Here is a 20,712-nt window from a genome sequence, read left to right as displayed (position 1 = left end):
ACATTTCTTAATGTGACTACACAGTGTGGCTCCTTCCCATCGCTATCGTGTGACCAAACAAGTCAAGGGCGCTCGGCGGCCCACTTAAAAGGTCCACTCAATGATCGCATTATCAACCGCATCATCCACGCTTCAACGATGCTGCGCGCTTGTCGGTAAAGCGGCGGTGCTCGCATGTGTGTTTTCGACGGTGGCGTCAGCAGACGCTCAAATGCCGGTAACGACGATCATCGCCAAGCGAGGTGCGCTGACGGAAAGGATCGAGGTGGTTGGTTCGCTCGCGGCGCGCGAAGAGATCGAGGTCTATCCCGCGGTCCTCGGCAAGGAGGTGCGGCAGGTTCTGGTAGAGGCCGGACAACATGTTGAACGCGGCCAGGCGCTCGCGGTCCTGGACACGACCGAAGCCCTGATGTTGCTGGACAAGAATGCAGTGAACGTCCTTCGCGCGCATGCTGCCGTGGCGGTTGACAGCAGCAAGATAGATGTGGCGATGGTCACCGAAGCCGAAGCACGCAAGAAGCTGGAACGCAGCCGCTCGCTGCAGCCAAAGGGTGCGATCGCCGACAATGTCCTCGAGGAGGACTTGAACGCTCACGCCCGAGCCGTCGCGGAGTTGCGACTGGCGCGCCAATCGCTGGAGCTCGCCAACGCAGATCAACAGTTGATCGCCAGCGAGCGGCGGGAAATCGAACTGACTGTTCAGAGAAGCACCGTGCGGGCGCCCAGCTCGGGTCGTATCTTGAGCCGGAAAGCGCGTGTGGGTGCGATGACATCAAGTTCAGCCGAACCTCTTTTTGTCATCGCTGACGATGATGATATCGAGTTCGTGGCGCAGGTGACGGAGACAAGCTTCGTTCGGCTGCGCGAAGGTATGAGTGCCGAAATTACCTTGCCAGGACGTGACCAAGCCATCGCGGGAACCGTCCGCCTGAACGCCGCGCAACTCGATCCCAGGACCAGAAGCGGGACCGTGCGGATCGAGCTTGCAGACAAGGCCAGACTTGTCCCAGGCGTCTTTGCGCGCGGTAGCATCGGTATCGAAGACCGGCGAAATGTTCTCCTCCCGGGGACGGCCGTCAAAAGCACTGCGGCTGGCCACAACGTTTACGTCGTTTCAAACGGGCTCGTGGATATCCGTCCGGTCCGCATCGGATCCCAGCAAGGCGGCTTTGTGGAAATCGTCGATGGCATCCGGGAGGGCGAGGAGGTGGTCCTGAAATCAGGTGCCTTCCTGAAGGCACAGGAGAGGGTAAGGCCCGTATTGGCCGCGACGCCGGCAGCGCGTGCCGACGCATCCACGCCTACCTCAAATCGGCTCGGAGCGCGATTTCAATGAACATATCCGCCTGGGCGATCCGTAATCCGCTTCCCTCGATCCTCCTATTCCTAGTCCTTGTCGCCGCGGGTCTCTACAGCTTTTCAGGGCTGCCCGTCACCTACTTCCCGACCATCGACGAGCCGGCGGTGAATGTCATTATCGACCAACCCGGCGGCGCGCCGAGCGAGTTGGAGACTGAAGTCACTCGCCTTGTTGAAGACGCGGTAGCGTCTCTTGCGGGGGTGGAAGAGATCAAGTCGACCGTTACTCAAGGCCGTTCGGTTACCGCTGTCGAATTCGAGTTGGGCGTCATTTCGCCAGACCGCGCCATGGGTGACGTCCGCGACGCAGTTGCGAAAATCCGCAGCGATCTTCCCGACGGAATAGATGAGCCTGTGATCGAACGGGCCGAGGAAGAAGCGCAAGCGGTCGTGACCTATGCCGTGACAAGCCCGGACATGACCGTCGCAGAGCTTTCGTGGTTCGTCGACGATGTCGTTGCCCGGCATTTGCAGGGCCTGAAGGGCGTTGGCCGCATCGATCGTGTCGGAGGTGCTGACAGGGAGATCCATGTCGAACTCGATCCGTCGCGATTGCAGGCGCTCTCCCTGACGGCGAATGCCGTTAACGAAAGCCTCATCGCAAGCCAGTTGGATCGTTCTGGCGGCCGCAGCAACCTGAATGGCAGAGAACGGACGCTGACGGCCGTCGCGGCGGCGCAGACGATCGCCGAACTCGGTGCTTCTCGCATCCTCCTGTCGGATGACGCCAGTGTGAAACTGGAAGATGTCGGCAGCGTCCAGGATACGATCGCCGAAGCCCGGGCCTTTGCCACTTTGGATCAGGAGGACGTCGTCGGTTTCGCGGTATATCGCGCAAGGGGTTCGAGCGAACTCGCTGTTGCGCAGGAAGTGGCCACCGCACTGGAGAAGTTAAATCTCGAACAGTCGTCGATCCGCTTCAAGCTGGTCGACGACAATATGTCCTACACGGCAGGCAACTACAACTCGGCCATGCATACCCTCTATGAGGGCGCGGCATTGTCAATCGTCGTCGTATATCTATTCCTGCGCGACTGGCGGGCCACGGTCGTAGCCGCAATCGCGCTTCCGCTTTCGATCATCCCGACCTTTTTTGCCGTCGATCTCCTGGGCTTTTCCCTCAACATTCTCAGTTTGCTTGGGATCACCCTGGTGACAGGAATTCTCGTGGATGATGCGATCGTTGAAATTGAGAACGTGGTGCGTCACCGCGACATGGGCAAATCCGCCTTCCGCGCTGCATTGGACGCCTCTGATGAAATAGGGCTTGCTGTCATAGCCATATCGGCCACCATCATGGCTGTCTTCACACCCGTGGGTTTCATGAGCGGCGTGGTCGGGCTGTACTTTCGAGAATTCGGGCTAACCGTTGCGATAGCGGTGTTCTTTTCACTTCTGGTGGCCCGATTGATCACGCCGATCATGGCTGCATACATCATGACGAACGCCCCTCCGTCGCAGATTCGCAGAGGGCGTCTGGTGTCGGCCTATGAGAGGCTGCTGAAGGTCGGTCTGCGGTGGCGATGGATGACAGTCGGATGCGCCTTTGCGGCCTTTGCACTGGCTTTATACGCCCTGACCTCGCTGCCGACCGCCTTTTTGCCGGAAGAGGACACCGGGCGCTTGACCCTCTCGGTGGAGCTTCCCCCTGGGGCGGCTTTGCACGAAACAAGGGCGGCGACGGACGAAATAGCTGCCCTGATCCGGCGGGACTTCGCGGTGGAAGGCGTATTCGTCAGGGCAGGGTCGAGTACGGCCGGACAGGAAGACGTACGATATGCGGTCGTCCTGATCGATCTGCTCCACAAATCCGAGCGCGACCGTTCATCGTTCTCGATACAAGCCGATCTTGAAAAGGCGCTTTCCTCTATTTCTGACGTCAGGCTGCGCTTTCTCAACACCCGCGGCGGGCGGGACATATCTTTCGCTGTCCTGTCTGCGGATGGCGTTCTGGCTCAGCGGGCGGCAGATAACATACTTCAGGAGCTTGCCGTCGACGAAAACTTCGTCAACCCGACCGCCGACAACGCGGCAACGCGACCAGAACTGCGGGTGAAAATCGACGCGGACAAGGCTTCAACGATCGGCGTATCGCCGGCAGAACTTGCCCGCACGATCCGTGTATCGACGGTGGGCGACGTCGATAGTCGATTGCCCAACTTCATCGACGGCGGCCGACAGATTCCAATCCGTGTGCTGCTCCAGACATATGCTCGCGACGATTTGCCAACCCTCGAAATGCTGTCAGTCCCGACGACGAGAGGCACATCGGTTCCGTTGTCTTCCGTCGCCGACGTCAGCTTTGATGAGAGGATCGCCGCCATCGAGCGATTCGATCGCCAGCGTCGCATCGAAATCTCAGCCGACATGGCTGACGGTACGACGTCAGGCCAGGGTCTCGACAGGCTGGCACAGCTCGAAAGCGTCAAGAGCCTGCCGGCGGGCGTGCGCATTCAGGCGACCGGGGATTCCGATACCGAAGGCGAGGTGTTCTCAAGCTTTGCGGTGGCGATGGGATCGGGTGTCATGCTCGTGCTTGTCGTTCTGATCCTCCTTTTCGGAAGCCTGCTGGCGCCCTGGACCATTCTGGCCTCCCTTCCCCTGTCGATCGGTGGCGTTGCAGCTGGCCTCATGCTCAGCGGCAATGCCGTCTCGCTTCCCGTCGTCATCGGTATCCTGATGCTGATGGGGATCGTCACGAAAAACGCCATCATGCTCCTGGACTTCGCCATTGAACGCGAAGCCGATGGACTGTCTCGGGTCGATGCGATCGTTGAAGCCTGCTCGGAGCGGGTTCGCCCCATCATCATGACCACGTTTGCTATGATCGGGGGAATGGCCCCCTCCGCGCTCGGGGTAGGGGACGGCGGCGAATTCAAGGCGCCCATGGCGATCGCGGTGATTGGCGGTCTGCTCGTTTCTACCGTTCTCTCGTTGATCGTCATCCCATCGCTCCACCTGATCATGTCCGATTTTGGCGATCGTACCGCTCGGATCTTCAAGCCCTTCCTCCAGTCGGCCGAGATCTGAAGGTTGCAGGCGTCGCAAGGACGCTTGCACTCCCAGCGGAGGGCCGGCCAACCACCTGGCCGGCCCTGCCGTATATCGCAGGGCGGTGCGGCTCTTATCGCCATAGCAAGATGCGTTCGGTATCCTGTACGCTGCGCGTGGCGACCGCAACAAAACTTAACAAAGCGAAATATCTGAGGACCAGCAGCCGGCCCATTGTAGGGTCCTCGAACAGGGAAAGACCTATGCAGCCCAATTCAGCGTCCGCGAAGATATTGATCGTGGAAGACGACTTCGAAATCGGCAATCTTCTGGCATCGACAATTCAAGAAAGCGGGATGCTGCCGACCGTGGCCGAGGACGGAAACGTGATGCAGTCCCTGCTTCGCAGCAATTCCTATGATCTGATCATCCTCGATGTCATGCTGCCGGGCGAAGATGGCCTAAGCATCTGCAAACGCATCCGTTCGGAAAGAACGATCCCGATAATCCTGCTGACGGCACTCGGAGAGGAAGTCGATCGGATCGTGGGACTTGAAGTCGGCGCCGATGACTACATTACAAAACCCTTCAGCCCGAGAGAAGTGGTCGCTCGGATCCGCAGTCTCCTGCGCCGCGCCTCTTATGGCCTGACAAGCAGCTCCGCTCAAAGGAGGTTGCGCTTCGACGGATGGGTGATTGACCCGATGCGGCGCCGGCTTCACGATCCCAGCAACGCTCGCGTCGCTTTGACAACAACGGAATTTGATCTGCTGCTGGCGTTCTGCAGAAATCCGGGCAGGGTCATCACCCGCGAGGAACTGCTCTTGTTTACCCATTCCGGGCTGGCAGGGCCGATCGAGCGCAGTATTGATGTGCATATCAGCCGCCTTCGTCAAAAGATCGAGGCTGATCCTCGCGAGCCAACGCTCCTGCAGACGGTCAGGCTGGGAGGATATACTTTCACCGCGTCGGTGGAGGAAGTCTGAAACAGAGGCCTCAATCGTTCTCCGGCGCCGTAATGCCATGCGGCCGCGGTAGCAGGGCCAGCACAAATAGCCGAGCAAGATCGTTTGGTGCCAGATGTTATGACCTCGAGCAGGCGCTGGACGCCCGCTGCGAGTGCCACGGCATAACCTCTGGCAGTCAAAGATATCGCCAGGGCCAACGTGTGCCGCCTTATGGATCGGAAGCGACCGTGCAGGCGACACGCCTTTCATTTCTCTGCGAGGCTTCAGAACTTGTAGCCGACAAAAGCAGAAACGGAAGGTTGGATCTTCTTCTCAACGATAGGGCTATCCGCGGCATCTCCGGTGAGCACTCCGATGCCTGCTTCCCCGCGCACCAACCAATGATCGCTCAGAGCGTATGTGGCAGAGGCAGAAAGATCGACACGCTTCAAGCCTGCTCCTGCTTTATATTCAGGCAGGCCTGAACGTGCCGACTGCGCGGCATCGACGCCGAAATAAGCCTGCATATGCTTGTCATCGGCCACGGTGGCTTCGGCGCGTGCGCCCAGAATGAGACGCTCCGTGACGGGTGCCGAGTATTCGATACCAAACTTTCCAATCAGGCTTTCGCTGCCAGCGATGGTCTGGTCAACGCTCGCATAGATTTCCACCGGACCCCATTCATAGCCGACCTTTGCGCCGACTGTTGCGGCGAAATCGATGTCGCCGAGCCCGCGGAGGCGATCACCGTCACCGTCATCCCGCCCCGTTTCATAACCGATCTGAGCGGCGATGGAAAATCCGCTTTGATCCAGGACAGTGACGCTGATCCCACCTGGATCGATTTCCAACCATTCGCCATAGCTGAACACCACGAAGGGAATGGGGCTGACTTCAAATTCGTCGCTCCCTTCGTATTTGGGATCGTAAGAGGCGCCGGCACCAACGATCAGGCTCCAGTTGCGCTCCGGCTGGCGTTTGTCGAAACGCTGCCTGTCGAAAGGTGGCTCCGGCGTCTGCTCCGTGGTGGCCTGGTCGGCGCCATAGGCGTTTGGGGACAATCCTACAACGCTGAATGCGGCGCATAAGGCGAGGGGCGAAAGACGCCGCTTGGCTTTTTCAAGATCTAGCATAAGGGCTCCAGAACAGGTTATCAGTCCCCCCACACAGAGGAGCCTGCGACGGCTTGTGTTTCATGCCGGAGCCCCCCGGTGCGTGTTTTTTTGTTACGCTTTGTTGCGGCTCGCCGCGATCAGCAACGCGGCGGCCCGGCCGCAACAAAACGTAACAATCAAGCAGCAAGAAATTTGGGACCTTGTGAGGGAGTTCGCCTATATTTCTGCTTCGTTGAGCGGCGTCGGCTCAGGCGCGCTTCATAATTTCGACAGGGTGCTCATGTTTTTCCGGCGGCTTCCAGGCCTATCGACGATCCACAGTCAGATCACCGGCGTTATTCTTCTCGGCCTCACCATCACCGTCTTAGGCGGCTCTTTTCTCGAGCAGCGTGTCGGAAATGGATATCCGATGGTTGACGTTGAGGAACTCGCCGACAGTGTGTTTACGATAGGTTCCATCCTCAAAACAGCCACGCCTGAGGAACGCGACATCGTTCTTCGTGCAGCCAATCGTGCCGGTTGGGATCTCAATCTGCGACCGCGCGCCCTGGCGGAAACGTTCAAGAACTCATCACCGCAGGAAAGCGTCCTGGACGCGACGATAGACTGGCTTTTTTCCCCCGACGGGAGGCAGACGCCACTCGGTGGCTGGCAAACCTTTGTCGATGACAAGCGCGTCCTCTCAACCGAGGTTGACGACAAAACAATCCTCGTTTTGGGCGGTCTTCCAAGCACGGCGTTCTGGAGCGAGGTCCTCGTCCGGGGGCCACACTATCTACTGGCGCTCATCACCTTGATCGTGCTGTTTTCTTCGTTCGGGGTCCGGGCGATCACGCGACCGCTGCGGAAGATTGCTTCAGCGGCTGCGAATGCCGACATCACGTCCGGCCGGGTCATCTTCGACGAGGAAGGCAGCGTGGAGATCGTTGCTGTTGCACGCTCCTTGAACGGGATGAGCGGTCGTATCACCGATATGATCCAAAGCAGGACGCGGATGCTGCGTGGAGTGAGCCACGATCTGCGCACGCCATTGACGAGACTGAGACTTCGAGTGGAGCGGGTCGGCGACGCGCAATTGCGCGATATGTTGCTGGCGGATATCTCTCGCATCGATAGCCTTCTCAAGGAGAGCCTCAGCTATCTGCGTGACGACCACCATCGGGAGCAGGTGGAAACGATTGACCTCGCAACGACGCTGCAGACGATCTGCAGCGAGTTTGACGATGTGGGCCATAAGATCAATTATATCGGCCCCAATCATCTGTCCGCCAATTGCAAGCCCCTCGCGATAACGCGTGCAGTGACCAATCTTTGTGAAAACGCCGTGAAATTTGGCGAGAAGGTCGCAATCGAGCTGAAGCGAAGCGGAGACAGGGTGGTGGTCGACGTGTCGGACAATGGTCCCGGGATACCGAAGGAATCACGTGCAAGGGTGTTGGAACCATTCTTCAAACTGAATGCGGCGAGGACTGATGGCAACGCTGGTTTCGGGCTTGGATTGTCCATCGTTGCGGAAATCGTGCAGGCCCACCGGGGAACGCTGGAGCTGTTGGACGGGGAGCCATCCGGGTTGTTGGCACGGTTTACGTTTCCAGCAGATCTCCAGGCTGACGGCGTCACCGCGCAGGTTCGGTGAACGTTTGCGCGAATGGCTTTAATCCGCCACGTGAAAGCGAATGCGCTGGACAAATGCCGCGGTATCGAAATGAATCCGAGGGCGATTGTCTTCGTCTGGACGGTCGTGAACGAAGATTTCGTAGTTGATGATCGGCTTGCGGGCGTGTTTTCTGGCTTCGGCTATCTGCGCGGTGTTGGTAACGATCGCCGCATATCGATTCTGCCGCAACTCCTCGGTGAACTTGTGCCTGTCATCGATATGTTTGAGCGCAAACTCATGCTTGCCGAGAATGTTGCACAGCTGGGCGGCTACTTTCTGGTTTGCAACATAAACGAGAACTGGCGGACGTTCCCGAATGCCTTCCGACACGTCAACCATGTCATGCTCACCTATTCCCTTCTTCCATCACAGCGCGAACCGGTGCTGTCCGCATTGCCTGTCGCGGAGGCGGCGTAGCGCTGGCCATAATCCGGGGGGCTTACCCCTTCTGGACCGGCGCTTACTGTCGCGCCTGCCTCGAATTTGGCTGCAGCTCTGGGGACCGATATCGGACTTGTGCGCCAAGCGTGTGGAACGACTGGGTCCGGTTCGCCCGCGAGGGAAGCCAACATGGCGTCGGCCTGATTGAAATATTGCTTGATCCAGGGTACGGGCCCGACGCCAAATCGCCTTTTCGAACCCCATCGCTCGCCTTTTTCGACCATCGTATCCCAGGGCCTGGGCTTGCCGTGGAAAACAATGATTTTCGCGTTCCGCGGCTGCTTGATCCTCGGCAGGAGCAGATTGATGGGAAAGTATTTCGTGCAGCTTCTCTTGAAGCTGACGCAGAAACCTGTCGGCCAATAACTTTTTTGCCGAACCGCCTGCGTCAGGTAGGATTGGTCGTTCTTGAACTGCGCGATAATCGCGTCAGCCTTGCTTGCAAAGTCATGGTAAATTTCATCGACATTTCCCGCATGAAATCCAACGACGGATGACTGCGCACCCCTGTCCGGCCTGCAGCTGTTTGGGAGCAGGTTCCAGAGATCCGGATTCCATTCCCGTTGGATCACAAAATGGCGGCGCTCTCGAAGCAAGCCGATCAGCGGAGCGAGTGATCGTTGGACCATGACGTCAAGATCGAGGAAAAGCACGACCTCTCCAGGCGGGAAAAGACCGGGGGCAAACACTCCGATCTTGGGCCAGCACCCTCGTCTCCACGCCTGCTCGGGTAGGCCGAGGTTCGGGATAGGACGGGTGATAATGGTGGAAGCAAGGCCGCGACGATCGTCCGTCAGGCACACAAAGTCGAACGGCTCCTCCATGTTGCGCAATACGCCGGCATAAAGAGCATTGACATGGTTGGCGGTGAAGGCCGTTCCCCATTTCATGCAAACAATCGTAACCATCATGCCGCTCCATCAATAATCTGGAAGACGGTTAAGCGACTTTGGTGCGGATGATTGTTTATAGTTGTTATATGATGTTGCCGAAGATTGTCATTGATGTCGGCGGTGCGGATGACCGACAGTGCGCCGCATGACGAGGCGAAGGCCCTATGCAAGTTGCGCCGTGGCTGCGATATGCTGAACGCTCGCCCGATGAACTAGTCAGCGCGATGATGAGCTCGCAAACCGGGGGAGGAGGTTTCACCGGCCGGAGCCCATCGATGACTCGACCTTCGTTATCGATACACCGGTCTGGGGGATGGAACGCCGCGATGTCCCTCTTTTCGTGCGATGCCCATCGTCTGGCCTCCAGGAATGCCGAAAGCGATACTTGTTCCCAGTCAAAACATTGACTGTATCTGTGCCGAGCGGTCCTAATACGCCTGCCTTCTCCAAATGCCGTTTCGCCCCTGCAAGGTAGCCTTCGTCGGAAGCTTTCAGCTCACACTTGAGGTTTGCTGCCGTCTTCTAAGGCGGCCATGGCAGTGGCCTGCCTGCGGGCGTCGCGGTAGCGGGAAAACTGGGTGTCGGCGATCACACCGGCAAGGATGACACTGCCCATGACGGCGAAATTCAGTGAGGAGGGGATGCCCAAAAGATTGACGAGGTTTTGCAGTACCTGAAGCAGGATCACGCCCAGCACCACACCAATGATCGACCCCTCGCCACCCCGCAAGGAGAAGCCGCCAAGGACCGCGGCGGCTATGCCATACAGCTCGTAAAAATTGCCATGGGATGAGGGCTGGACAGAGCGGGTATACATGGCGAAAAATACCGCCGAAATGCCCGTCAGGAAAGTGCAGAGCATATAGGCTTGGATGACGACCCTGGTTGTATCGATACCTGCAAAACTCGCCGCCTCGGGATTTTTGCCGACGGCAAAGAGATGCCGGCCGAGCACCGTCCGGTGCAGGAGAAACCAGGCGGCAACAGCTACCAGCAGGAACGCGACGACGGAATGCGGCACGCCGGCTGTGCGGCCCGCGATCAGATATTCCAGCATCGGAAAGTCGGACCCGAAGGTGAAGCCGGCGGTGCCATCCCTGGTGTAGAAGCGCGCAATGCCGCGATAGATCAAAAGCCCGCACAGCGTGACGACGAAAGGCTGAAGCTTGAGGCGGGTTATCAGCCAGCCGTGCAGAAGGCCGATGGCGAGCGACAGCGCCATCGCGATTGCAAGTGCAATTGGCCAGGGAACGCCGAAGCTGGCGATGAGATCGATAAATATGACGCCAATCAAGGCGATCACCGAGCCGATGGACAGTTCGATGCCCGCCGTGACGATGACGAAGGCCTCGGCAATGGAGAACAGCCCGAACAGGCCGATCAGGTTTGCCGTGTTGGCCAGGTTGATCGGCGACAGGAACCGTGGGTTGATCACCGCGACGATTGCGCCGACGGTGATCACAAGCGTGGCTAATCCGATATCTTTTTTCTGCATGCTAGGGAGTCCCTATTCCACGGCCAGTTGGAGAATGGCCTCCTCGGTCAGTTGATCGCGTACGAGCGTACCGGCGAGGCGACCGCGGCACATGACGGCGACCCGATCGGATATCCCGATCACCTCTTCCATGTCCGAAGAGATCATCAGCAGCGCTACCCCATCGGCGGCGAGGGCCTGCATCAGGCGGTAGACTTCCGCTTTGGCGCCGACATCGATGCCGCGCGTAGGCTCGTCCAGAATGATTATCCTCGGCTTCATTGCCAGCCATTTGGCCAAGACCACCTTCTGCTGGTTGCCACCGGACATTTCTGCCGCCGCGCGACCAAGGCCTGCCGTCTTGATGTTCAGCTTGCGCCGCGATGCCTCAGCCAGGGCGGTCTCGGCGCCCATATCGACAAATCCTAGCCGCGACAGCGCGGCATGGCTCGGCATGGCGATGTTCTCGGTGATGGAGAAATCGAGAAAAAGGCCTTCTGTCTTGCGATCCTCCGGGACCAGGCAGAGGCCGGCGGCGATGGCGGCTGGAACGGAATGGTCGGCGAGCCGCTGGCCCTTGATTTCCAGCGCCCCCCCTTCGATGCGGTCTATGCCAAAAAGCGCGCGGGCAAGCTCCGTACGCCCCGCGCCGACCAGGCCCGTCAGGCACAGGATTTCGCCCGCGCGCAGGCAAAGGTCGAGCGGATGCTGCGGAAAGGCCTTCGTGCGCAGGCCCTTCAATTCCAGGACCGGCCAGCCGGGATCATGCTCTGCCTTTTCATAGAACTGGCCGACATCGCGTCCGATCATCAACCGGATCATGGCGTCCTTGGTGATTTCGCCGCAACCGAGGGTTCCGGCATTGCGGCCGTCACGCAGCGCCACGACGCGGCTCGCCACCTCCTCGATTTCAGCCAGGCGGTGGGTGATGAACAGCACCGCCACGCCGTCGGCGCTCAGCTGCCTGATGACGTCAAGGAGACGCTTGGTCTCGGACAGGGTCAGGCTGGACGTGGGTTCGTCGAGAATGAGCAGGCGCGGATCGATCGAAAGCGCGCGGGCGATTTCAAGCAATTGGTGGTCGGCCAGGGACAGGGCTGAGACAGCGTCATTCGGACCGAAACGAGTATCCAGCCTGGCGAGGATCGGCGCGACCTTGCGCTCCATGGCGGCCTGGTCGAGAAAGCCGAACATCCCGCGCCTGATTTCCCGACCCAGAAGGACGTTTGCCGTCACATCGAGATTGGGAAACGGATTGAGTTCCTGGTGGACAAGGGCGATGCCGCGCTCATGCACGCGCGCCGATGTCAGAGATGTCACTTCCTCGCCATCGATGACGATGCGACCTCCGTCCGGCGTGATGGCGCCGCTTAGCACTTTCATCAGCGTGGATTTCCCCGCACCGTTTTCTCCAACCAGGCCGACCACCTCACCGCCGCGAATGCTCAGCGAGACATTGTTGAGGGCGATTGCTCCCGGATAAACCTTGGTGATCCCCAGAAGGTCGAGCGATATGTCTTTTTGCCGATGGGCCGTCATCGAAACTCCCGGATGGCAGGAACGGACAGGTGCTGCACGAACCAGGCGAGTTCGTGCAGCAGGACCGTTTTGGAGACGACTTCTATTTCCCCACGCGTGCCTTCAGTTCGGCGGCGAAGGCATCGACATTGCCTTTGTCGATCTTCTTGGTCGGCACGATGATCAGGCCGTTTGCCGGTATCTGCGACTTGTCGCCCTTCAGGTAGGCGGCCATCAGCTTCATGCCCTGGTATCCCCATTGGTAGGGATCCTGGACCACCGTTCCGGCGAATTTGCCTTCCCTCACCGCGCCGAGCGTGACGGGATCTTCGTCGAAGGCGATGACCTGGATTTTTCCCAGCTTGCCGGCCGCCTGCAGGGCTTCGTAGATCTTGGGCGGATTATAGGAATAGAAGCCGACCATGCAGGTGATGTCGGGGTTGGCGGCCAGCACGTCATCGACATTCGACCGGGCGCGGGCGAAATCGACGTCGTCGCCGCGCACATCGACCAGCTCTATGCCGGATCCTTTGACCGCCTTTCGGAAGCCTGCGATCCGTTCGACGGCATTGTCGGCCCCCAGGAAGCCGACGAAGCCCATGCATTTTCCGCCCTTGGGCATGGCCACCCGCGCGATCTCGCCGGCCTGGACCCCGGCATCCGTATTGGACGAACCCAGATAGGCGATGCGCTTGCTGGCGGGCGCGTCGCTGTCGGTGGTGAATAGCGGCACCTGGGCCGCGATCCTGTTGAAGGCGTCGATCGAGTTTTTCGGATCGGCCGACGAGATCATGATCGCATCCGCCCCGGCGGCGACCAGATCGTCCATCAGGGCATTCTGCAGGGCGGCGGTTCCTTGAGCCGGGTAACGGAACTGCAGGTCGTAACCCGGCAATTCGGCCTGGGCCGCCTTCACGCCAGCCTCAGCCAGTTTCCAGAAATCGGATGCGGCGTTGACGACAAAGGCGAGCGCCGGCTTGTCCTCGGCAAGTGACGGACTGGCGGCAAGCACCAGGCCTGCGGCAAGTATCAGCGAATTGAGACGTTTCATGTTGCTCCTCCCCGCGGCCCTCAAAGGTCGCGCTAACCACGGTTTCACATCTGCTGGCGAAATTAATGCTATTATTAATAATTCGCATCCTGCCAGGGGCCTTGAAACGAACCGGCGCCTCGGTCCCTGGCATGGATCCGCACTAGTTCTTGGCACAGAAACCCGGATCGTCGAGGTTGCAGACGTCAAGGCCCGTAAACAGTGGATCGGCCACTTTCTCGCCCTTAATCAGCTTGATCATGACGTCAGGCGCCTTGTAGCCCATCTCGAAGGGGCGCTGGCCAACCTGCGAATGGCTTCGACCTTCGCGGAAGGCCTTGGTCTGTGGCGGTAGCGTATCGCCGGCGATGATGATCAGATCCTTGCTCTTGAGCTTGGGCATCACCTGGTCCGTGACCTGCGCATAGGCCTGCGGGGCAAACTGCGCCCAGCCGCCAACAAGGATAAAGGCGTCCAGCGTGGGATTTGCAGTGAACACATCGGACATCTGCTGGTTAGCAAGGTCAGCCTGGTCATTGGTGTAAACCGGGCACCCTGCGATTTCCTTCCAACCGCCCTGTCCGGTCAGGCGATCGATATTCTTGGCGCCGCCGATGGTGTCGCGGAAGCCCTGCGCGCGGGCATTGATATTGGCGGCCGCCACGTTGCCGAGTTGCAGGCAGACCGATCCACCCTTGGGCTTCAGCTTCATGGCCTGCTCGGCCATCTTCACGCCCATCAGGTAGTTGTCGGTGCCCAGATAGGTCTTTCGCAGGCCGTGGTCCTTCTCGAGAAAGTCCGCATCGACTGTCATGACCGGAACGGACGGGGCGATGGCCTTGATGCGGGTCGCCATGGCCGGCGCGTTCGAGGGCGAAATGGCGATGGCCGCAACGCCTTTCGTCAGCAGGTCGTCGACGATCTGGACCTCACCGGCCTCATCCGCCGATGAGGCCGGGCCGGTATAGAGGCATTCATATTCGCTGCTCGCATTCTCCGACTTCCACTTCTTGCATCCCAGATTGATCTGCTCGAAGAAAGGATTGTCGAGACCCTTGACGACGATCGCCAACGTCTTCTTACCCTGCGCAGCGGCCGGCGCCGCAGCGATCGCCGCAACTGATATGGCCGCCATTGCCAATAGAGTGATTTTCATTTTCTTTCCTCCTCCTCTTACACCGATCGAGGCCTCATGCCTCAGCCGGGATACCAGACAATGCGCGGGTCGTTGTCCGCGCGCTCGTAGCGCCACGCGCGATCGATCATCTGCTCGAGATCGACCTGCGGTACCCAGCCAAGCAGCATTCTTGCCTTGGAATTATCGAGCCAGTTGCTGTGAAACGGGGTGTCGATCTCGATCGGCCTTAGTCCATGCCGCGCCGCCAGACGTGCTCCGAGATCGCCGTAATCCACTGGTTGGTCCATTGAAATGTTGAAGAGCTGGCCGCTGGCGTGCGGGTTGTCGATGGCAGCCAGGATCGCCCCGACCACATCGTCGACATGGACGAAATTGCGCCTCAGGTAGCCGCCCCCGGCGTCGCGCATGACGGGCGCATAGCCGCCCGTGCGATATTGTTCGAGCGCATCTGCATCGATCAGTTCCGCCCAGTTCGGGCCGCCGAACTGGTCGTCGCCCAGGGCAAGAGCGAAGCGGAAGTCATCCTTTTCCATGATCCAGGGCGACCGCAGGGTCGTCCAATTCACCCCATACTGGATGCCGAACTGCTCCAGCATCACCTCCTCGAGGGTCTTGGTCAGGGCATAGCAGCCCTTGTAGGCGCGACGCGGCGAGGCTTCCGTGATCGGCTCGTCGTAGCGTTGAAAGATATGCCCCACGGTGCAATCGCCGCTGAGAAGGATGAACTGCCGGGCGGTATCGGATTTGCGGAACGCGTCGAGCAGCAGGAAAAGGCCCTTAAGCGCGACATCGAAAATATGTTCCGGCGTTTCCTTGACGGCGGCCATGTGGATCACATGGCTCACCCCTTGCAAGGCGTCGGCGACGACGGCGGGATCCGACATGGAACCGGCGACGACGGACAGGCGGTCTGCGGGCTCGATGGTCCTGTTGTTGCAAAGCGCCGCCACCTCCCAATCCGCGAAACGGAGATCAGACAGGAACGCCGGCAGGAAAGCCTGCCCTACCTTCCCTGTGGCGCCTGTCACCAGCAGTTTCATGTCGCACTCCCCTGCAACATTCTTGCGTGACGGATTTTGTTTACTAATAATATTAAGTCAAGTATTTAGTTATTAAATGCGCAAAACAGGGGCGCGGGCGGGGCGAAGTGCCGCCTGCCGGCGCCTCAGGAAGCCATCGCGGGGGAGGAGAGCCACGTGTCGCGACTTGTCTTTTCGGGAATTTCGAAAAACTTCGGGGCCATCCAGGCACTCAACGACGTGTCGTTGTCCATCGAACCAGGGGAAGTGCTGGGACTGATGGGCGACAACGGCGCGGGCAAGTCCACGCTGGTCAAGATCATCGCCGGCAATTTCCGCCCGTCTACCGGCGAACTCAGCATCGATGGAAAATCTGTCGTCTTTCACAGGCCGATTGATGCGCAGCGTGAAGGGGTGGAGATGGTCTACCAGGACCTCGCGCTTGCCGACAATCTCTCGGCCGCCTCAAACGTCTTCTTGGGCAGAGAGCCGCTGCGCCGGTTCGGGCCGATCCGATATATCGATTACAAGCGGATGAACACAGTCTCAGCCGACCTGTTCAAGCAGCTCAAGTCCGAAACGCGCCCGCGGCAGCTCGTGCGCCGCATGTCCGGGGGGCAGCGGCAGGCGGTCGCGATCGCCCGCACGCTGCTGTCTGAACCGAAGATCGTGATGATGGACGAACCGACGGCGGCCATCTCGGTGCGCCAGGTGGCTGAAGTACTCGACCTGATCCGCCGCCTGCGCGACCGCGGCATCAGCGTGATCCTGATCAGCCACCGGATGCCGGACATCTTCAGCGTATCCGACAAGATCGCCGTCCTGCGCCGCGGGCGCTTGGTCTGCCACAAACTGGTGGGCGCCTCGTCGCCCGAGGAAGTGACCGGACTGATCACCGGCGCCATCGATGCTGCCTAGGAGAAAATCGCCATGACGACACTCGACGAGATCATCAACAATTCCCGGCACGACAGCTGGTTTGCCCGGCTGAAGAACCTGCAGGTCTTTTGGGTCTTCATAGCGGCCGTCCTGGCATGCCTGGCCCTGTCGCTGATGACTGACGCGTTCACCAGCGAGCGTAATCTCTTCAATGTCGCCCGAAACTTCGCTTTCGTGGCGATCATTGCCATCGGCATGACGGCCGTGATCGCATCGGGCGGCATCGACCTGTCCGTCGGCTCGAACGTGGTGCTGAGCGCCATGGTAATCAGTGTGGCCATGTCTGGGGGCATGGGTTTCTGGCTTTCTGCCGGTCTTGCCCTGGGAGCCGCCCTGCTGGTCGGCCTGCTTAACGGCATCCTGATCGCTTATGCCGGCATGCCGGCCTTTGTCGTGACGCTTGGGAGCCTGTCGGCCGCCCGGTCTCTGGCGATGGTACTTTCGGACAACAAGATGATATGGGAGTTCGGCCCCGATCACGGCCGGCTGCTATGGATCGGCGGCGGCTCGACATTCGGGCTTCCCCATCCGCTATATGTGCTGTGTGTGCTGACCGTGGTCATGTCGCTGGTGTTTCGCTGGACGAGGTGGGGCCAGCATCTTTTTGCCATCGGCGGTAACGAGAATGCGGCTGTGCTGGCCGGCATCCCGGTGCGGAGACTTAAAGTCAGTATCTATATGTTCTCGGCCATGACCGCGGGGCTGGCCGGCATCTTGATGGCCGGCTGGCTGGGAAGCGTCACGACCAATCTCGGACAGGGAATGGAACTGACCGTGATTGCGGCCGCCGTGATCGGCGGCGCCAACCTGGCGGGCGGGGAGGGAAATGCGCTTGGTGCGGTGGTTGGCGCATTGTTGATAGAGGTGATTCGCAACTCCCTGATCCTGTTGGGGATCTCGACTTTCTGGCAGGGAATGTTCATAGGTACGTTCATAATCGTTGCTGTGGCATTCGACCGATTCCGGAATATGCGGCGATAGGTGGAAAACCTCGCGGTATTGTGGCAAGCGGCATGGAGAACTCCTTGAAACCAACCATGATGGATGTCGCGGCCCGAGCAAGTGTGTCACAGGCAACCGTTTCCCTGATCCTCAACGGCAGTTCCGGCGCCCGCTTCAGCGAAGCCACGCGCAAAAAGGTAATGGATGCGGTTCAGGAGCTTGGATACAGACTCCCGAACAGGTCGCCGTCTGGAGACCTATCGGACAGCAGGGTCATCTGCTTTATCACGGACGAGCTGACAACCGATCCCTGGATGGCGCTCGCCTTCGAGGGAGCGCGGGAAAAGGCGCTCGAATTCGGCATTATCGTCACGCTCGGGATTTTTCGTGCGGGCGAGGACCCCGAGGAGGACGTGTTTTCGCTGTGCCAGCAACAACCCCTGCTGGGCTATATCTTCGGCACCATCCTGACCCGCAAGATTGACCCGCCGGCGGCCCTGTTTAACGTGCCTTCAGTGCTGGTCAATTGCTACGACCAGGACAGACGACTGCCCTCCATCGTGCCTGGAGACGTCGCCGGTGGCCGCGCCGCCACGGAGCGGCTAATCCGTGCCGGCCGCAGCCGGATCGCCTTGATCAACGGCCAGGAGGGTCTCGACAATCCGCGTGACCGTTTGCGCGGCTACAAGCAGGCGCTGGCCAGCAACGACTTCACCTTCGACCCGCAACTGGTGCGCTACGGTAATTGGGAGCCGTCATCAGGCTATAGCGAAACCCATTTCCTGATGGACCTGCCCAATCCCCCCGACGCCATCTTCTGCGCCAACGATCTGATGGCGCTGGGGTGCGTCGAGGCGCTCAAGGAGCGGGGAAAGTCCATCCCGAAGGACGTCTCCGTGATCGGGTTCGACAATCGCGACATCGCCCAGTTCATCCGTCCGCCGCTGACAACCCTGCACCTGCCGCTGTTCGAGATGGGCGCCATGGCCGTGGAAATGATCCACGACATCGCCGGCGGCCTGAAAAGCAGCCATGACCAGCTGAAGGTCGAATGCGCGCTTGTCGAGCGCGAATCCGTCTAAATCCACCGCGGGCTGCAGCCCGGTTCGGCGATCTGATGTTATCAATCAGAAGCACGTCTCCGTTTCGAGATCGAGAAGGTAGACCTCGCGTGTATAGAACGCTCGGGATGAGGTCGGGAACAGCACATGGGTGTGGTTTTTGACAACCAGCGGCCCGGCGAGCCGGCCCCGAAGCATGCTGCAGGCAAAGGAGGCTTCAGTCTCGTCAATGGAACGCCATGTGCCACCGGTCTCGGTGCCTTGGCGGTTTCGCGTCTCTTCCACCTTGCCGATTGGGCCGTTGCCGCTGCCGCGATGACCTACGAGAATCTTGGCGCCCAGGCCGATCCCTTCGCGGAAATGCCACTGGCGCTGCGCCAATCACCCGGTCTGCAGCATGTCGGGCGCAATCTGCGCCAGTGGCTCGCCGGAAGCGCGCTTCTCGCGCAATCGGCCGGCAGCCGCACCCAGGATGCGTTGAGCCTGCGTGGCGTGCCGCAGATCCACGGGGCCGTGCGTGATGCCTTGGCGTATGTCGCAGACATCGTTGATCAGGAACTTTCGAGTGTCACGGACAATCCGATCGTTGCCGGTTCGCCTGAAACGCCCGAAGTCCATTCGCAGGCCCATGCGGTGGGCGCCGCCCTCGGTCTTGCCATGGACAGCCTTGCAACGGCTGCAGCAGAGCTCGCAGCCATATCCGAACGCCGGATCGACCGGATGGTCAATCCCTGGTCAGCGGACTGCCGGCCTTTCTCGCCGAGGCCAGCGGCGTCGCATCCGGGTTCATGATCATCCAGTACACGGCAGCAGCACTCGTCGCCGAAAACCGCCGGCTGGCGGCACCCGCAAGCCTTGATGGAGGCATCACCTCGGCACTGCAGGAGGACATCCTGACCCATGCGACGCCGGCAGCAGACAAGGCGTTGACGATCATCGACAATCTGCAGACCGTCCTGGCCATCGAAGTGATGGCTGCAGCGCAGGCGTATGACTTGCAGACCGGATCAGCAAAAAAGGCGGCGCGGGCGACGGTTCTCCATAAACGGGTTCGCGAGACGGTCTCCTTTTATCGTGACGACCGACCGCTGAACGTCGCGGTCGCCAAAGTTCGCGCGATGATCGGAACAACCCCAATCTCCTCGGAAGGAGACACGCTGGTTCTGTAACGATTATTTTGGACCGTTGCTCCGCGAAGGGTGAGCCTGCCACAGGGCGGAACGATGCGGCGGGTCCGCGCTTGGCCGCCAAGCTCGGCGAATGGGTTACCAATCTCGGTCGGCGACAGTCCAACCTGGGGGGCAAGATGCGGTCTGGCAGATCGAAGCGTTCGTGGCTGCAATGTCGTCAAATGCGCTCTTCCGTCGCCGCGCTCTCGACCAACATTGCCGAGCTCAACAAGAATCAGAGGCAGGCAATCGCGGTGGCGCTCTCAACGAAGTGAAGGCGGCTCAGGGAGCGTCCATGGCCAGCGCGACATCATTCTCGATCGTCGGGGGCGTCTCGGCCGGGTCGAGCAACAGCGTTGATTGACCTAGGAGCTGGCCCAGCCAAAGTCGGGGTGACGCACTTATTCGCGCGTTTCGTGGCGGGCCTGAGCCCCGTAGCCTTAGCCGGCTGCGGGGCGTTTCGTCCCTGGCTATCGCAAATTGCCCGGGACAGATAGACAAGCGCAAAGCGTGGTTAGGGTTGGAGCAAGCACAAAAAAAGCCCCGCCAGCAGGACTAACTGGCAGGGCCCATGTCGGGAGTAGAGCGCGGTCGCACTGCGTCCGTTCTCCCGGAAAAGTTCTCGATCACCCAATGGTCCTTGGCGATGTGAGCTTTCCCGGCCTCCTGATGGTGTTCTAACCGTTCGAGTGCTGAACGGTTCCCTTGTGGCGATCGATGATCGCGCCGCTCCCGCTCAAACCAACGCCCTGTAAACCAGCATGGTGGCTATGGCGATCAGGCTGACGCTGGCGCCCCTCTTTTTCGCACGAGCCATAAGAAAACGTTCCGCATCCCATTCGTAAGTCATCGGCATCTCCCTAATTTAGCTTGCGCTTATTTGGAGGCGGAAACTTGCGCGGCCCTTGAGCTGCCGAATTTGGAAAGGCGGAGCGCCAAGTCAGGTGTAGGTGCAGCGACAGAGGAAAGAGACGATACGCTCCGGCTCCCCAGCATAGGCCGGCGACGTTTGTTTCCGA

At 59.8% G+C, this 20,712-nt stretch carries 14 protein-coding genes and 3 pseudogenes; 8 read left to right on the top strand and 9 right to left on the bottom strand.

Going from position 1 to position 20,712, the window contains the following annotated elements:
- The first annotated feature begins 211 nt into the window (after positions 1-211).
- The 3 genes from GQ59_RS18395 to GQ59_RS18385 all read left to right on the top strand — a co-directional run bounded on the left by GQ59_RS18395 (position 212) and on the right by GQ59_RS18385 (position 5,336).
- On the top strand, positions 212-1,336 hold the full coding sequence (locus GQ59_RS18395; RefSeq protein WP_084683216.1) for an efflux RND transporter periplasmic adaptor subunit: 1,125 nt from the start codon (positions 212-214) through the stop codon (positions 1,334-1,336).
- On the top strand, positions 1,333-4,389 hold the full coding sequence (locus GQ59_RS18390; protein WP_244448000.1) for an efflux RND transporter permease subunit: 3,057 nt from the start codon (positions 1,333-1,335) through the stop codon (positions 4,387-4,389). Before GQ59_RS18395 ends, GQ59_RS18390 begins: the two co-directional genes overlap by 4 nt.
- A gap of 224 nt (positions 4,390-4,613) precedes the next feature.
- Positions 4,614-5,336 carry a response regulator transcription factor gene (locus tag GQ59_RS18385; protein WP_037083819.1) on the top strand — a complete coding sequence of 241 codons (723 nt, stop codon included), beginning with the start codon at positions 4,614-4,616 and terminating at the stop codon, positions 5,334-5,336.
- Between the two features lie 245 nt (positions 5,337-5,581).
- Here GQ59_RS18385 and GQ59_RS18380 read toward each other — a convergent pair whose 3' ends face one another.
- The gene (locus GQ59_RS18380; RefSeq protein WP_037083818.1) at positions 5,582-6,430 is read right to left on the bottom strand and encodes a MipA/OmpV family protein; all 849 of its coding nucleotides are present in this window, start codon (positions 6,428-6,430) and stop codon (positions 5,582-5,584) included.
- An 82-nt stretch (positions 6,431-6,512) separates the two neighbouring features.
- Between GQ59_RS18380 and GQ59_RS18375 the strand changes: the two genes are divergently transcribed.
- Positions 6,513-8,048, top strand: a complete 1,536-nt coding sequence (locus GQ59_RS18375) for an ATP-binding protein (protein WP_244447999.1) — start codon at positions 6,513-6,515, stop codon at positions 8,046-8,048.
- Positions 8,049-8,066: 18 nt separating this feature from the next.
- On the opposite strand, the gene GQ59_RS18370 is transcribed toward GQ59_RS18375, so the two are convergent.
- The 8 genes and pseudogenes from GQ59_RS18370 to GQ59_RS18340 all read right to left on the bottom strand — a co-directional run bounded on the left by GQ59_RS18370 (position 8,067) and on the right by GQ59_RS18340 (position 15,603).
- Complete coding sequence (locus GQ59_RS18370) at positions 8,067-8,408, bottom strand: hypothetical protein (RefSeq protein ID WP_037083817.1); 342 nt, start codon at positions 8,406-8,408, stop codon at positions 8,067-8,069.
- Positions 8,409-8,419: 11 nt separating this feature from the next.
- Positions 8,420-9,418: a glycosyltransferase family protein gene (locus GQ59_RS18365; protein WP_152564380.1), complete on the bottom strand. Its 999-nt coding sequence runs from the start codon at positions 9,416-9,418 to the stop codon at positions 8,420-8,422.
- 481 nt (positions 9,419-9,899) lie between these two features.
- Positions 9,900-10,898, bottom strand: coding sequence for an ABC transporter permease (locus tag GQ59_RS18360; RefSeq protein ID WP_037083816.1), 999 nt, complete (start codon positions 10,896-10,898; stop codon positions 9,900-9,902).
- A gap of 12 nt (positions 10,899-10,910) precedes the next feature.
- A pseudogene (locus GQ59_RS33635) lies at positions 10,911-11,570 on the bottom strand (ATP-binding cassette domain-containing protein); the annotation flags it as partial.
- A 327-nt stretch (positions 11,571-11,897) separates the two neighbouring features.
- Positions 11,898-12,329, bottom strand: a pseudogene (locus GQ59_RS33630) (ATP-binding cassette domain-containing protein); the annotation flags it as partial.
- Positions 12,330-12,498: 169 nt separating this feature from the next.
- Entirely contained in the window at positions 12,499-13,446 is a 948-nt protein-coding gene (locus GQ59_RS18350) for a sugar-binding protein (protein WP_037083814.1), read from the bottom strand.
- Positions 13,447-13,588: 142 nt separating this feature from the next.
- Positions 13,589-14,581 carry a substrate-binding domain-containing protein gene (locus GQ59_RS18345; RefSeq protein WP_037083813.1) on the bottom strand — a complete coding sequence of 331 codons (993 nt, stop codon included), beginning with the start codon at positions 14,579-14,581 and terminating at the stop codon, positions 13,589-13,591.
- Between the two features lie 41 nt (positions 14,582-14,622).
- Positions 14,623-15,603, bottom strand: a complete 981-nt coding sequence (locus tag GQ59_RS18340) for an NAD-dependent epimerase/dehydratase family protein (RefSeq protein ID WP_037083811.1) — start codon at positions 15,601-15,603, stop codon at positions 14,623-14,625.
- Between the two features lie 114 nt (positions 15,604-15,717).
- Between GQ59_RS18340 and GQ59_RS18335 the strand changes: the two genes are divergently transcribed.
- The 4 genes and pseudogenes from GQ59_RS18335 to GQ59_RS18320 all read left to right on the top strand — a co-directional run.
- Positions 15,718-16,500, top strand: coding sequence for an ATP-binding cassette domain-containing protein (locus GQ59_RS18335; protein ID WP_201772428.1), 783 nt, complete (start codon positions 15,718-15,720; stop codon positions 16,498-16,500).
- 12 nt (positions 16,501-16,512) lie between these two features.
- On the top strand, positions 16,513-17,502 hold the full coding sequence (locus GQ59_RS18330) for an ABC transporter permease (RefSeq protein WP_037083807.1): 990 nt from the start codon (positions 16,513-16,515) through the stop codon (positions 17,500-17,502).
- A 32-nt stretch (positions 17,503-17,534) separates the two neighbouring features.
- On the top strand, positions 17,535-18,545 hold the full coding sequence (locus GQ59_RS18325; RefSeq protein WP_051904059.1) for a substrate-binding domain-containing protein: 1,011 nt from the start codon (positions 17,535-17,537) through the stop codon (positions 18,543-18,545).
- 186 nt (positions 18,546-18,731) lie between these two features.
- Positions 18,732-19,693, top strand: a pseudogene (locus tag GQ59_RS18320) (aromatic amino acid lyase); the annotation flags it as partial.
- Positions 19,694-20,712: the final 1,019 nt, after the last annotated feature.

This window comes from Neorhizobium vignae (genome assembly GCF_000732195.1).
Lineage (GTDB): Bacteria > Pseudomonadota > Alphaproteobacteria > Rhizobiales > Rhizobiaceae > Neorhizobium > Neorhizobium vignae.
This window is presented reverse-complemented; position numbering and strand designations above follow the sequence as displayed.

Bases quoted from the DNA above. Each gene is read 5' to 3' on its own strand.
- GQ59_RS18395 (WP_084683216.1), top strand. From the start codon at position 212: ATGCCGGTAACGACGATCATCGCCAAGCGAGGTGCGCTGACGGAAAGG.
- GQ59_RS18390 (WP_244448000.1), top strand. From the start codon at position 1,333: ATGAACATATCCGCCTGGGCGATCCGTAATCCGCTTCCCTCGATCCTC.
- GQ59_RS18385 (WP_037083819.1), top strand. From the start codon at position 4,614: ATGCAGCCCAATTCAGCGTCCGCGAAGATATTGATCGTGGAAGACGAC.
- GQ59_RS18380 (WP_037083818.1), bottom strand. From the start codon at position 6,430: ATGCTAGATCTTGAAAAAGCCAAGCGGCGTCTTTCGCCCCTCGCCTTA.
- GQ59_RS18370 (WP_037083817.1), bottom strand. From the start codon at position 8,408: ATGGTTGACGTGTCGGAAGGCATTCGGGAACGTCCGCCAGTTCTCGTT.
- GQ59_RS18365 (WP_152564380.1), bottom strand. From the start codon at position 9,418: ATGGTTACGATTGTTTGCATGAAATGGGGAACGGCCTTCACCGCCAAC.
- GQ59_RS18360 (WP_037083816.1), bottom strand. From the start codon at position 10,898: ATGCAGAAAAAAGATATCGGATTAGCCACGCTTGTGATCACCGTCGGC.
- GQ59_RS18350 (WP_037083814.1), bottom strand. From the start codon at position 13,446: ATGAAACGTCTCAATTCGCTGATACTTGCCGCAGGCCTGGTGCTTGCC.
- GQ59_RS18345 (WP_037083813.1), bottom strand. From the start codon at position 14,581: ATGAAAATCACTCTATTGGCAATGGCGGCCATATCAGTTGCGGCGATC.
- GQ59_RS18340 (WP_037083811.1), bottom strand. From the start codon at position 15,603: ATGAAACTGCTGGTGACAGGCGCCACAGGGAAGGTAGGGCAGGCTTTC.
- GQ59_RS18330 (WP_037083807.1), top strand. From the start codon at position 16,513: ATGACGACACTCGACGAGATCATCAACAATTCCCGGCACGACAGCTGG.
- GQ59_RS18325 (WP_051904059.1), top strand. From the start codon at position 17,535: ATGGAGAACTCCTTGAAACCAACCATGATGGATGTCGCGGCCCGAGCA.